The sequence below is a fragment of the Paenibacillus sp. MER 99-2 genome (genome assembly GCF_023714095.1).
Classification (GTDB): Bacteria; Bacillota; Bacilli; order Paenibacillales; family Paenibacillaceae; genus Paenibacillus.
On sequence record NZ_JAMAUZ010000015.1, the window covers coordinates 46,718 to 61,112 of the forward strand.

Genomic DNA, 14,395 nt, shown 5'->3' on the forward strand with positions numbered 1-14,395 from the left:
TATTACATCTGTACGTTGAACAGGTTCCCAATCTTGTACACGACATCGTCGGTATCGGCATTAATACTTGCGGCTTCGTTAATGCTGGAGATGCTCTCCAATGCTTTGATATCTGCGTTATAGCCAATGGTATAGATCGGCACCTGATACGTCTCTACCAACTCACGGATATCCTGCAACGTATGTCCCTCATTGGTCTCACCATCACTTAGGACAAAAATCAGCGGCTTCACGTTGGGATTAGCAGCCCTGTAATCTTCCAGCATCTTCATTGCCACAACGATCCCGTCAAAGGTCGCTGTTCCTCCACCTGCTTGCAAGCTATCCACCGTGCCCACAAACATCGATTGCTGGTTCGTATCATACTTGGCAATAGGTAAGTTGACGGTAACTCCACTGGAGTAGGATACTAAGCCGATACTGTTGTCCGTACCCAGATACTTCTGACCTTTGTGCAGCGACTCTTTAAGCCGGTTAAGCGGTTCGCCATCCATGCTTCCAGATACATCGGTAACGAACACTGCGGCAATAGGTTTGCTGCCATTTTTCTTCTCTTTCCATACTTTCTGCGCGGACAACAGCGTACCGCCATCTACCGCTGCTACCTCTGATTTATAATCCGGGAGGCCGTTAAAACCGAACTCCTCGGCTGATTTCTGGTATTTATCTTGCGTGACGAATTCCGCAAACTTCTGGATGATCTCCTGCTTGTTCTGCGGCAATTGACCGAGAGCATATAGCGGGCTGTCATGCCTTACTCCAAATGGTGTGAACACATATCCACTCTTCAGATCGGCGGTATTCACAAATGTCTGGTATTCAAGTACAAATGCATCCAAACGGCCTGACTTGGCAGCTTCCCGCATCTGAATAGTCGTGGACGCGGTAAACGGTACATTCGCCTGGAATTTCTCAAAGCCTTGGATCGCCTTCTCACCAAGCGGATTCGAGCTGTCATACGTATTCAGTGCTGTCACGAGAAAGTTCAGCCCCGTGGAGCTCGCAAATGGATCGGTATACCCCATCGCAAGTTCGTTTTTCGCAATCGCTTCGGTAACTGTCTTCACATTGACAGAGCCATACGTGTCAACCAGTGCATCATATTTCGCTTTGGAGATGACGATCCCAGGCACGTTACCGACGAGTCGTTCGGATACTTTCTCTGTCTTCACTCCACTTGCTTCTACCATTTCGCCCCACAGTTCATTAGAAGGTGTGAAGGCATCGGGTACATACTTGCCTGACTTGATATAGTCGGTAGCTGTTCCAGAAGCAATATTACGAATCTTCACCGACACTTGTTTACCACCTACGCTGATATTCGCTTGGTTGAATTCTTGCGCTACTTCCGTTAACCAACCATCTACCCCGCTGCCCGACTTCTCTGTGGAAGAGAAGATTTCAACATAATCATTCGTTGTATTCTCTACCGCAATCGGGAATTTGGAAATGTCCGGCAGTGATTCTGCGACATCAACCGGATCCAGATCAATCTGACCCTTGACCGGTTCTGCTGTTGCAGGTGCAATGTCTGCATACAACTTACCTAGTTCCTTACCTGCGTTCTCCGTGCTGACCTGTGAAGATGACTTACCGAAGTTTGACGTTAGCGTAATTCCTGCATAGACTAGGCCGAACACAAGCACCAGCATTACAATGGATATGAAAAAAAACTTCCCCTTCTTCGCCATACGAGCAACCCCTCACTGTCTATATAATTTGGTGTGCTTAATTAATTGATCAATCTCCTGCATACAAGGCATCTGTTCAATATCTCCGGCTTCGTAACTGTCTAGGCGTGAAATTTCTAGTAGTAACTGATCCAGCTTGAGCAGAATTTCCTCATTGGTGTGGAGTGAATCTTTTACGTAGGTTAGATAGTCGTTGTACACTTTCGTTTTTTCCTGAAAAAGCTTCTGCGGCAGGCTCGCGGATTTGGATTTCATCATATTGGCATAATCCGCTTCATCAAATACATTCAATCGATTTAACACGCTGCGAATGTTCAGGTACAACAGCTTCTCTACTTCTAGCGTGACAGAAGCAAATTTCTTGAAGCTCAGTTCTCCGGGATCAAATCGTTGATGCAATACGTTCAGGAGTGTCTCTTTCTTTTTTTTCATCCGACTAAGTTGGGATAAGCCCAGCGTAATATCTTCTTCAAGCACTTTGATGCGTCTATAAAAAGATAAAGCCTCCACATAATCCTCATGTGTTTCGATATGCCTCACAGGCAGAACAACCGGTTGCTTGAACAACAAGGTATAGCTGCCATAGAACAGAGCGAGTGCGCTACCAAACAGCAGCGTCACCGAAAGTGCTGTCGTGAATGCACTCTCCCCAAATTCCAGTCCGATAAAGCCCGGTGAGAATGCGAGAACATTCACCGCCACAATGCCGAGGATCAGTCCGAGAAACTTTATGTATTTGGTCATGTTCAATCATTCGACCTCCTTTCATGTTAGATATTAGGGAGTGCCTGAAAACTCCGAAGGACGCAGATTTTGCCGAATTTTTGTTTCAAGCCAGGAAGTTTTCCGCAGGCGTGCCGGGGCACGTCAAGGGAAAGTGACGCAGTAGGGGGCGAAAAGGCGGTAAAAGATGCACTTCAGCGAGTTTTCAGACACGACCCAGGTCTTGATGTCGTTTTTTTCCTGTTTATCTCATTATCATTGTACATGATGTTAACGCTCTCAGGTGGATATGATTGGATATTCCGATACTATAACTATACGTGGCTTGGGCTTATCCCATTTCATCTTTAAGGGACAACATTGAAACGAATTGGGTAACTTGTGGTCAAACTGTAGCGGTATGTTGCCTGAAAATAGCAGATTGTGGATGATTAGATGTTAATCGGTAATACGCGGAAAATTGGTACGCGTGTCATTTTTTATATAAATGCGTATTCAACTAGCTCTTTGTAACTTGCTCTACACCGTTTGGTAGCGGCTTTGATCCTAGTCATTCCAACGATCTCCGCATGTGAAGGAATCTTGTTTACTAAAGCTGGCGATAATAGCGAATTTGCACCACTACAAAAACGCCTCTACGATTTCTATCTTCGTAGAGACGTTTTATTTAATAATTAAAATATTCCACACTTCACTTCATCTTCAATTCCGTCTACTTGCTTTATGTATCAGTCATGTATGACTCAAGCTCTGTTTGCAACCAACCAATCTCCTGCAACCAATGTTTTATATCACTCATGAACTGATTATAATCAAGCCCCTGGACTTTGTATTTTTTCAGTTTTCCCCTAAAGAAAGCATAGAAAGCATGACTTAATTCATACCGCTGACGATTTTTAGTCAACGTTTTATATTCATCTTCACTTGTTACGATATCGAAATAGAGCACATTCTCTGCTTTAGCGTACCGAACTCTTGAGTTCCGTTCATATGTATCCGGAAGACAACGAAACACAAAGAACAATTCTATTTCACAAACAGCATAATGCTGCTCCATTTTTTCAAACACAGGAAGAAGTTCATCAGATAGTGCTCCCACCCACGTTAATGTTGAAGTATCCGATGATTTCCCGACTCTCACAACGTTCACTTCCTTTCATTACTCGCTTTGCTTTTGTTGACGTGATGCGGATTGAAGATGACGACTTGGATATCATTCGCTTTTAGAAAAGCTACCAGAGGGAACCAGTGGTGCCCTGTTGGCTCCTCCCATGGAAATCGGCAGCTCTTGCCACATGAATTTCTTGGAAATGTCTGCCCCAACGACCAGCGTCTTTCCGTAATTGTTGTAATACGTTGTTTCTGTTTCATTACAGGAATGGTTCCTACTCTTTTATCATCCGTATTATGCTTGTATTATAACATTGCCTCTATGAAAATCATCACCGCTTCCCTGCTCAAATAATCAGAAATTCCGGTTTGCTTCGTGTGGTGCGAACCTCTGTGACTTTACCGGCACAACCATTGTCACCCAGCGCCTGGAACGTCACCTTAACACTGTCTTTGCCCGACGTGATTTCCTGCGGAATATCATAGGCAACATAGAACGTCTCGCCAATCTTGTTCATATGAATCCGCTGCTCTCCAATAACGGCTCCATCGACGATGATACTGAAGTGCCGATCATACCGAATGCCCTCACGTTCAAAAGGAGAATGATCTCCGCCCCAATAGGCTACGCACAGATAATTAAGCGCTCCCGGCTGCACGGCCAGTCGATAACTGAAGTGAGCATCATCATTACCGTACGCTTCTCGCCACATGTGCAGCTTGTTGCGACCGTCCGTAGACGAGCCGTTATACTGCGCCTCACGGCAGTTGCCGTCCAGCTGGTGTCCGATCTCATCCTGCTGACCGTCCGGCTGAACTCTGTCGATGGTGATATCATTCAATACCTTCTCCAGTGCATCGCCTTCATCGTTAAGCGGCCAATACACCGTATAGAACTGATGATGCACATCATAGAACGGAATGAGCTTCACAGCCTCTCCCGTGGAAGTTACCTCTCCGCTCAGCTCGAAGGTTAACTTGCTCTGATCGAGAACTCGAATCCATTTCCGTACATCCCCTTCCTCTGTCCAGATGACAGGTACAGGCGCCGTCTTAGGATTCAGCGCAGTCTCGTCTACGATCGTATCCACAGGAAGCCCTTCGCTACCAAGTGCACCGGCAAGTACAATAGGCCCGTACAGGAATGCTACCTTATGTTCATCATCTCGGGATGTATACCGACTGAGCGCCATTGGAAGAGTAAAGGTAACCACATCGCCCTCGTTCCAGTGACGGGAAAGTGTGATGTATCCCGGCTCGCTCTGGGACACGATCTGTTGCGTGTCCCCATTCACCATGACCGTCATCGGCTCTTGGAGCCAGGATGGTACGCGCAGCTTCAGATTCGCCGAGGCATTGCCTCCGGTAATCTTCAGGGTTCCTTTTTCCGAATAAGGGAAATCGGTGTGCAGCTTCAATGACAATCCTTGTGAAGTCCAGTCTAGCGTAGAGGCAATGTACAGGTTCACATACAGGTTATCGTCTTCCTCGAAATAGATTGCTTCGGCATACTTGCCCGGATTCTCCATGCCTGATCCTGTGCAGCACCACCATGCGGTATCATGAGTTCCGTAGATTTTGTAATGTCCTTGGAGCGTGGAAGCAAAGTACGTTTTGTTCCCAGTATCCGGATCTTGTGTGCCTAAAATGTGATTGTAGACAGCGTTCTCATAATAATCCATGTATGCATGATCTGGGTTCCAAGTGAAGAGTTGTTTCGTTAACTGCATCATGTTGTGGGTACAGCAGCTCTCTCCTGTTTTGATCCCCAGGCTCTCCATGCCCTTGGCCTCGTAATGCTCCGAAATACTCGTTGCACCAAAGACATAAGAACGGTGATGTATGGTCGTATCCCAGAAAAATTCAGCCGCTGTGCGGTAGCTCTCGTGGGAGTGATCTTGATTATAAATCTCCGCTGCTCCGATCACTTTCGGAATTTGAGTATTGGCATGCATTCCCTGTAGCTCATCCTTCTGCTGCTCTAGAGGTGCCAAAATGGTCTCATGAGTAAAGCGTTTCGCTGTCTCCAGATAGACCGCTTTGCCCGTCATGCCATACAACTGTGCAAATACCTCATTCATGCCCCCATGCTCGCACTGAAGCATCTTCTGTACCTGCTCATCCGTCATGCCCTGCAGTCCTGCCACTGCCCAATCTGCAAAACGAGTGACTACCTGAAGTGCCTCTTCATTCGCTGTCAGCCTATACGCATCGATAAGTCCACGATAGATTTTATGCACACTGTACCAAGGAACCCAATACTCCCCGATGTTAAAACCGCCAATGTGTTCAGCTTGGAATCCGATGATAAATGCTTCCTCCGGCAGTCCGCCAATAAAACCACTACCTGTCGCCTGCTGAATACCAGCCAATTCACTGACTGCATAGTCTAATCTACGCTTCAACTCCTCGTTGCCCGTCGCCTGATAGGTCACAGCAAGCGCTGACATGTAATGTCCTAAGGAATGCCCACTAATGGAACGAGCCTCCCAACCAGCGTAACGTTCCTTGCGTGCATTTAATCCATGCGCCTCATAACATGGGGCAAGGAATCGATCCATTTCCAGTGATAAGAGATACTGTTCTCCCACCTGCTGTGACGTATGGAACACCCCATCCGATAGATCAACCTGTGCAGGACTCAAAAATCCTCTGTTCGTTTGTGTAATCAATTGATTTCCTCCTCATGAACTATATAGCGAACTGTGATCATATATTTTCCATCTAAATAAAAAGGGTAAAATCCGTCGTTCTATCTCTCGTATCGATTAGCCAGCTATCTCTGGTAAACCTTGTACTTCCTCATGTTATCAAATAAAATACAAATGAATCAGACTCAGAATCCAAGAAAAGGTGGATAAATCCGTCCTATGCCAAAGCTATTGGAACATTACCTCTGCGGGAAATTTATTTCGGAAGGTAACTGGACACACATGAAGCGTAGCATGCCCTTTCAAGAGATCATTTTGATGTTAGAGGGAGAGATGTATATTGCGCAGGAAGATCAGAAGTTTGTGATGCGCCCTAACGATATGCTGTTTCTTCGATCTGGGCTCACCCACTATGGGTATCAGACCAGTGATGCACCGGTAAGCTTTTACTGGGTTCATTATGATACGCAGCAGCAGGAGTTTCTGACGTATCCCACCTATTCTACAATCCAGGTACCGTCAACGGCGAATCAGTTATTCAAGCAGTTACTGCATGTCTCTTCGTTCTCATCGGAGGAATCCGACGCTGCGTTATTGCTGTTATTGAAAGAGCTAGCGCGTAATACGAATTCCGACTATCGTGCACACAATGCCATTGTGGATCACATCTGCAAATGGATCGATCTTCATATCCATACGGATGTGACGGTAGCGAAGGTAGCTGAGACGTTTAACTTCAACAAGGACTATATCTCCAAAATGGTAAAGCGCGAAAAAGGTGTAGGTCTCAAAACGTATATTCTGACTCAACGCATCAATCGAGCCAAACAGATGCTGCTAATTACCAATGCAAGTGTGAAGGAAATCGCTGGCGCGTGCGGATTCTCAGACTACAAACTATTTCTACGAATGTTTAAGCAATATGAGGGGCTTACCCCTTCGGAATATCGCAACCATCTCTACCTCACGCAATTGAATCGCAAGTAGGGCAAGTATGGAGAATATGGTCTTCGTACGCATGACAAAAAACCACCTCCTATTTCGCTGTCCCCCTGGCTAGAATGCAGTCTAACATTTGGGAGAACCGTTCATAGGTGGTGGCTTCTGGTGTGACATATGATATTGAGAGGTCAGCTTTTGTGAAATGTGTTCAAGATAACTGGGTTTATCTGTTACTTACACTTACCTACTCATTACCCGTTAATTTCGATGAGGATTTTGGCGTGGCTCTTATCGGACATAAGCAACTCAAGCCCTTCTTCCACGATATTGTCGAGTTTGATTTTCTTCGTAATAACCTGCTTCACATCCAATGCTCCTTCTGCGATCAAAGAAACCACTTCTGGGAAAATGTGACGATACGCCAGCGTAGAAGTCAGATTCGCTTCCTTCACCAACAGCTCGAAGAAGTTCACTTGAAGTGGCGTTGGAATAGCCGCAATGACTACGACTTCTCCGCCTTTCTTAATAACGGAAATGGCGCTGTCCATCGTTGGCTGCACACCTGCAGCTTCATAAGCAATATCAATCCCGCCAGACTGTTGTAGAATAGTCTCGGTTGCGTTCACTTGAGCACTATTTACCGGAATAGCGCCCAGCTTCGCTGCCAGGTTCAGACGCTCATCAAATACATCCACCGCATAGATTTCGGATGCTCCAGCCGCTTTTGCTGACAAGATCGTCAACAGTCCAATTGGACCAGCACCGTATACGGCAACCTTCTGTCCCACTTTCAGTTTGCTGTGACGTACAGCATGAAGGGCAACGGCTGTAGGCTCAACAAGCGCTCCTTCTTCAAAGGATACGTTATCTGGCAGAGCATGTACCATGTAGGATTCGACCACAACATATTCTGCAAAACCGCCGTCTCCATTCAAGCCAACAAAGCCGAATTGTGTACATTGATTGTAACGTCCTTGGATACAGTACTCGCATTTTCCGCAATGATACAACGGCTCTACAACGACACGGTCTCCAATATTGATTCCGCTTACATTATCCCCCAGTTCACTAACCACTCCGGCAAACTCGTGACCAAGTGTGAGCGGCGCATTCTGACCGGATAGCGGATGTTTATCCCCTTCTTGTATACCAACACCATGATGATACGCATGCAAGTCACTGCCACAGATTCCTGCATACTGTACTTTAATTTTCACTTGTCCCGCTTGCGCTGCCTTTACCTCACGCTCTTCTACGCGGACATCTTTTTTTCCATACCATACTGCTGCTTTCATTGAATGCATCCCCTTTTTATCGTTTATGAGATGAGTAAAACTTCTACTCTTAGTATAGCCCTGTTCAAACATTATTCATATTTATAGATACTAATGTTAATATTAGTTATAGTAATACAAATACGGAGATGAATATATGAACCTTGAACAGCTTGAATACGTTGTTGAAATTGCCAAAACGAAATCATTCTCTGCTGCTTCTGCGAATCTGCACATCACCCAGTCCGCGATTAGCCAATCGATTCATCGACTTGAAAATGAGCTGGATTTAACGCTTTTCGAACGCTCACGCAGCGGCACATTCCCTACGGTAGAAGGCAAACGTTTTATCGCCAAAGCAATGGATATCCTTCAGCGTGTAGATGATCTGAAAACGATGAATATTGAGGCTTCCGCCTTAACAGGCGAGCTTCATGTAGCTACTTTCCCCAGTGTCATGCCCTACTTGGTTCAGGCTACAGCCGAGATGAAAATTGAACATCCCCAATTGGATATCTCGATTGAAGAGAAAGGTTCCATGGAGATTATCAAGGATATTCGCAGCAACAAGACACATCTCGGATTCATCGCAATCTATACGAAACAGCTTCGTGAGTTCGACGGACTACACTTCATCCCCATGTACTCAGGCAAGCTTGTCGTCTGCACCCATCACCACTCTGAGCTGGCGAAGCTGAACCGGGTCACGCCTGAACAACTCAAGCTTCATAAGCTGGCATTGTACCGCGATGGATTCATCGATGATTTCATCCAAGATTTCTCCTATGATCACGGCTCACTCTCCATTTTGTTCCGCACGAATAATTCCGAAGCTATTACAACGGTTCTTGGGAGCAATATGGCAGCTACTATCGGGCATGACTTCTCCTTCTACCAACATCCCTTGTGGAAAGAGGGTGTACTCAAACTTATTGAAATTACAGGCATTGATCAACCCAAGATGCAGATTGGATTCGTGCAGGCAGAGTCGAAGGAAATTGCTCTGGCAGCAGAGCGATTTACGTTAAAGTTCAGACAGGCTATTGAGCTGGGACATTTATAATAAAAACTAAAAAACACCCTACTTTTCAGTCGATGTCTGTGGGCACAGCTCGACTAAAGAGTAGGGTGTTTCAATAACATTACATATATTGCGTTTATTTCATTCTATACTTTGACTTTCTTCACGGCTTCACTCATTTCATGCGTCTGTTGCTGCAGTACATTGGATGCCTCGAGCACCTTTTGGAACATCGCAGATTGTTCACGGGTCAAACGATAGATATCGTCCGAATGATCCGAAACGCCGGATGAAATCTCGGAGATGGTGTTCACAGATGCGGCGGCTTCCTCAGATCCTGCGGATATTTCTTCTGCTGCAGCAGAGACTTCCTGGATTCGCTGAGTAACGAGTCGCAATGCGTCGACCACCTGTGTAAAGGCAACCTCCGCATCTGCAGTCAGAGTTACCCCCTGACCTATCTCCTGTGCCGTTACATTCATCTGTGTCCCAATCTGTTCAGACTCTTGCTGAATGCCCGTTAGCAAATCCGATATGGTCTGTACAGATGAACTCGAAGCTTCTGCCAGCTTTCTCACCTCATCTGCTACGACTGAAAAGCCTCTCCCATGCTCTCCAGCATGAGCAGCTTCAATTGAAGCATTGAGTGCGAGTAGCTTCGTCTGGGAGGCAAAATCCCGCAGCGTATGCAGAGCGCCACCAATCTCCTGTGAGTAGTTGCTCAGCACTTGAACGAGCGCTACCACTTCTCCCGCAACGGCGGATATATTCTCCATCTGCTTCTTCATGTCTGTCATGCTCTGCTTACCCAATTGTGCTGTAGCAAGCGTCGTAGTCGAAGCGTCCGACACCGCTGTAGAAGACTCGGATATGTCCGTGATGCCTTTCGCGATCTCTTCCATTGCGTGAGCACTATCACTTGCGCCTTGCTTCTGCGTGTGCGCGCCCTGTCTAATCTGCTGAACTGCATGATCCACTGTTTTATTCATCACCAGCATCTCTTCTGCGTTCCGATTGAATTCCTCAGTCGATTCGGCAAGAAGTTCTGTAGTCACAGACACACCCGCGACCATGTCACTCACGATTTTATTCAGATTCCCAGACATTTGGGTCATTGCTGTAAACGTACTACCAATCTCATCTTGGCTGCGAAGTGGGTATGCTGTCAAAATCCGGTTTGCTTCTGCCAGCTCACCTTGCGCCATTCGTTCTACACTTGCTTTTAGTGGTTGCAACGGTCTCAGACCTCTTACGATAAACCATAGTACAATGGCAATTCCTGCGAGTGTAATGAACAGCAGCACTGCATAGAACGGAATACTTGATGTCATAATATCCGACTCGATTGTTCCGATGACCGATACAGCCGTATCAATGCCGATTACACCTACTAGACCACCGTTGTTATCCATGATTGGAGCATAGGAGGATATGTATTCGCCATATTCTTCGTTGTTAATAATCGATGAACTCGCTGTGTTCCCCTGCCGCAATTCGGCCACAGCATCTGGAGGAATGTCCGTTACTTCATTGATTGCGGAGGCTTTGTCTGGGTCCTTGATCCCGTCCACCATCATGAGTGGTGTATCCTTGTCATCTATTTTTGCATAGTACACATACATTGCGCCGATCCTTACACGAAAATCATCTAGTTCATCTCGTATCTTCAGAAATGTACTATTTTCTTGTGGATCTTGCACAAATTCTACATAGGGCTCCTTATCTAACTGACTTACATAACTTTGAGCTATCTGAATGTTATAACTTGAGATTGCCTTCTGTGCAGCCAATTTTGTATTAGCTAGCTGAAGCAACATACTTCCTGCAGACAGTACCAGCATGACAAGTGTAACGATGGCAACTATGCGGACAACTAAACGTTTTCTGAACACTCCGATCATTCGCTCCTCTTCCTCCCACATCCGTGTAAGCCTTTTCGACTAGCCCATACCCAATTTCAACATGCTTGAAGCACTATGTAATGTGAAAATAGTATACGAATATGTCGATTTTCGCAAGAAAATATTGGGTTGACATAAATAAGGGAATTTTCTTCATTAAATACACAGAAAAAAAGGCTTACTCCTCTGCTTTACCGCGGGAATAAGCCTTTAATTTTGGGGGTGAGGCGTTACCTGTAAATTAAGCAATGAACTTTGCTCTTACATAACCAAAGGATTCCACTCCATTGCTATATAAGGATAAGATTCTCCTGTAATCACAAACCCCAATTTTTTATATAAGTTGTAAGCTCGGTTTTCTTTAACTAAATGAAGCTGAATGGATAATTTATTGTTGATTGCATAATCCTGATAACAACAAATCAATTCCGTTCCTAATCCTCGATTCTGGAATTCACTTAATAGAGATACATCTACTATCGTAAGAATACCATCATGCTCTCTTGTTACAACTCGGCCTATGCTCTCTTCCTCAAGAGTAACTATTTTCTCCAACGTAGACACATTTGATAAAAAATAGTAGCTTCTCTGAGCATTAAACTGCATTTCTAAAAATAGCTTACGTTGTTCTTCAGCCCATCCCCATGAATCAACTTCAGACTTACGCGTATCTGCGTAAAGAAGAAAAAGGAAGGATGCATCATGCGGCACTGCCAGTCGAGTAGCCATTGTCATGATTAGATCAACTCCGACTTTTGCAGAAGACGCTGCATGAGAGCAGCTACTTCAGCTCGGGTTAAGCTGTCCTTAGGTGCAATAAATCCAATGCCTTTCCCATTCACAATTCCTGCTCGCAAGGTAACGGCTATACTTTCTTTTGACGAGGAAGAGACAGTATCCACATCGATAAATTGACCTAAAATCTCATCAGACTCTGACTTAGACATAATCGTATTCAATTTAGTAAGATTCATTGCTTTTGCAATAACTAGTATAGCCTGCTCCCGAGTGATCTGGTCTGTAGGACGGAAAGTACCGTCTTCATAGCCATTAATCAACTTGTAATCATAAGCAGTTTGAACTGCTCCTGCATACCACGCTGTTGAATCTACATCAGCAAATACCGAAACATTATGATCTACCCTTAATCCCAAGGCACGAACAATAATTGTAGCGAATTCCGCTCGTGTAATCACATTATCTGGTGCATATAATCCATTTTCGTATCCTTCAACAATCATTCTGGAGCCCATGTCGTTAACTGCCTGTTCAGCCCAATGATGATTCATATCATCAAACTCAATGGGATTCCAGATGATAGCATAGGTACTATTCGTGAGGCTATTAATAACAGCAGAGTATTTTTCATCTGTTTTCAACACTTTTGTTGGTACATGACGAACGTTGCCCTGAGGATCAATGACTACACCGGTTGTGATTTTGTTTGGATCTAACCCCTCTGGGAGTGCAACACTGCGTTCTACATACACATTGAAACGATTAATATCGACCTTTGTATTTTCGTATGAGCCTTGAATTGAAAAGTCAAGCGGTGGAATGACGACATTAAATCCAGTATCTTCCCCTGCCTTTTCAACAACCTGTCTCATTTTGGAATCTGGAGTGGCAATTTTGATTTGAATATGAACATCGGCAAGAGAAACACGTTGGCCAATTTGTTCAAAGATATGATCGATATTAATCTCCTGTGCAGGCAACGTGTAAGTAGCAGTCTCTGTCTGAATTTTCAAAACAGCTTGCTTCTGCTCCATGTTTTTTATCATCTGGCCGTTTAATTCTCCGATAATTACGTCTGCTCCGGTCATCACTGGAATAATCACTATCGCATGGTCACCTTCTAATGTCAGCTTTTCATTGAGTTTATCCGGATCCACAATGACCGTAGAGACGACCTGATTATTCGTAATCGAGTTCACTAATTTACCCGCTTTTTCTACTTTACCGTTTACCAACACCTCAACATCAGTCTCCACAGAAGGAGTTGAACTCGATGGTATTGTAGACACTGGGGTTGAAATTGGAGGTGTCGTTGTAACAGGAGTTGAAGGAATGTTAGGCACACTTGGCGAGACAACTTGTTGAGTAAAGTTGAAAGATGTCGATAATTGATCTGCAGACAAGGTGATTGTTCCTGTATATGTCCCCGCTGCTAGTCCATCTGTTGCTCTTATCGTGAAGCTTCCGCGATCTCCGCTGTGTAACATCTCTATAACTGGACTTAGCTGAAAAGCGCTAAGTGATCCTGTCGTTAATTCGACTTTCAGATTTGTTAAAATCCCAGTGCCTGTGTTCAAAACTGTAATGGTCTTGGTTTCCTGAGTTCCTGACCTGTATCCTGCGATTAGAATTCTTCCAGTTTGATCTGTAATCGTACCAATACTGTATGTTGGTTCAGCCAATATAGGCTTAACTGTAATGGTCGCGGTGTTGCTTTTCGTCTCATCTACAGTCGAAGTCGCTGTTATCACATACGCTTTGGGCTCAGCATCCAATGCGACGCTCACTAGACCGTTCTGATCCACGGTGACCTTGTTGGTTGTATCGTCGCTGCTCCAATTCACCGTTTGCGCGGCTCCGCCCACCACGACAACATCCGCCGTAAGCTGACGCTGTGTACCTTGCGTTACCTCGGCGCTACTTGGTGCTACCGTGACACTCGTAACTGCTGGCGTTACTGGTGCTGCGGTTACCGTAATCGTCGCGGTATTGCTCTTCGTCTCATCTACAGTCGAAGTCGCTGTTATCACATACGCTTTGGGCTCAGCATCCAACGCCACACTCACTAGACCGTTCTCATCTACCGTGACCTTGTTGGTTGTATCATCACTGCTCCAATTCACCGTTTGCACAGCTCCGCCTACAACTTCAACATCCGCCGTCAGCTGACGCTGTGTACCTTGCGTTACCTCGGCGCTACTTGGTGCTACCGTAACGCTCGTAACTGCTGGCGTTACTGGGATTACTGGTGCTGCGGTTACCGTAATCGTCGCGGTATTGCTCTTCGTCTCATCTTCTGTCGAAGTCGCGGTGATTGTGTATGCTTTAGGTTCAGCATCCAACT

Annotated in this window: 10 protein-coding genes and 1 pseudogene; 2 read left to right on the forward strand and 9 right to left on the reverse strand. The window is 45.3% G+C overall.

The features are described from left to right. Nucleotides 1-2 precede the first annotated feature (2 nt). From M3636_RS28355 to M3636_RS28375, 5 genes and pseudogenes are all read right to left on the reverse strand, one after another. Complete coding sequence (locus M3636_RS28355; protein WP_128100439.1) at nt 3-1,691, reverse strand: vWA domain-containing protein; 1,689 nt, start codon at nt 1,689-1,691, stop codon at nt 3-5. Nucleotides 1,692-1,703: 12 nt separating this feature from the next. Beyond that, the gene (locus M3636_RS28360; RefSeq protein ID WP_353056325.1) at nt 1,704-2,435 is read right to left on the reverse strand and encodes a hypothetical protein; all 732 of its coding nucleotides are present in this window, start codon (nt 2,433-2,435) and stop codon (nt 1,704-1,706) included. A 700-nt stretch (nt 2,436-3,135) separates the two neighbouring features. Continuing rightward, nucleotides 3,136-3,555, reverse strand: coding sequence for a hypothetical protein (locus M3636_RS28365; RefSeq protein WP_251384682.1), 420 nt, complete (start codon nt 3,553-3,555; stop codon nt 3,136-3,138). Nucleotides 3,556-3,581: 26 nt separating this feature from the next. Next, nucleotides 3,582-3,785: pseudogene (locus M3636_RS28370) on the reverse strand (IS110 family transposase); the annotation flags it as partial. 86 nt (nt 3,786-3,871) lie between these two features. After that, nucleotides 3,872-6,196: a beta-L-arabinofuranosidase domain-containing protein gene (locus tag M3636_RS28375; protein ID WP_251384684.1), complete on the reverse strand. Its 2,325-nt coding sequence runs from the start codon at nt 6,194-6,196 to the stop codon at nt 3,872-3,874. A 198-nt stretch (nt 6,197-6,394) separates the two neighbouring features. On the opposite strand from M3636_RS28375, the gene M3636_RS28380 reads away from it, so the two are divergent. Next, nucleotides 6,395-7,162, forward strand: coding sequence for an AraC family transcriptional regulator (locus tag M3636_RS28380; RefSeq protein WP_251384685.1), 768 nt, complete (start codon nt 6,395-6,397; stop codon nt 7,160-7,162). A 206-nt stretch (nt 7,163-7,368) separates the two neighbouring features. Here the strand turns inward: M3636_RS28380 and M3636_RS28385 are convergent, their stop codons facing one another. Beyond that, nucleotides 7,369-8,412, reverse strand: coding sequence for a 2,3-butanediol dehydrogenase (locus M3636_RS28385; protein ID WP_251384686.1), 1,044 nt, complete (start codon nt 8,410-8,412; stop codon nt 7,369-7,371). A gap of 136 nt (nt 8,413-8,548) precedes the next feature. On the opposite strand from M3636_RS28385, the gene M3636_RS28390 reads away from it, so the two are divergent. Continuing rightward, on the forward strand, nt 8,549-9,454 hold the full coding sequence (locus M3636_RS28390) for a LysR family transcriptional regulator (RefSeq protein WP_128100435.1): 906 nt from the start codon (nt 8,549-8,551) through the stop codon (nt 9,452-9,454). Between the two features lie 104 nt (nt 9,455-9,558). On the opposite strand, the gene M3636_RS28395 is transcribed toward M3636_RS28390, so the two are convergent. The 3 genes from M3636_RS28395 to M3636_RS28405 form a co-directional block, all read right to left on the reverse strand. Further along, nucleotides 9,559-11,313, reverse strand: coding sequence for a methyl-accepting chemotaxis protein (locus M3636_RS28395; protein ID WP_251384687.1), 1,755 nt, complete (start codon nt 11,311-11,313; stop codon nt 9,559-9,561). Between the two features lie 261 nt (nt 11,314-11,574). Then, nucleotides 11,575-12,048, reverse strand: coding sequence for a GNAT family N-acetyltransferase (locus M3636_RS28400; RefSeq protein ID WP_251384688.1), 474 nt, complete (start codon nt 12,046-12,048; stop codon nt 11,575-11,577). Between the two features lie 2 nt (nt 12,049-12,050). Beyond that, nucleotides 12,051-14,395: S-layer homology domain-containing protein (locus tag M3636_RS28405; RefSeq protein WP_251384689.1), on the reverse strand; the 2,345-nt coding region annotated here is incomplete at its 5' end.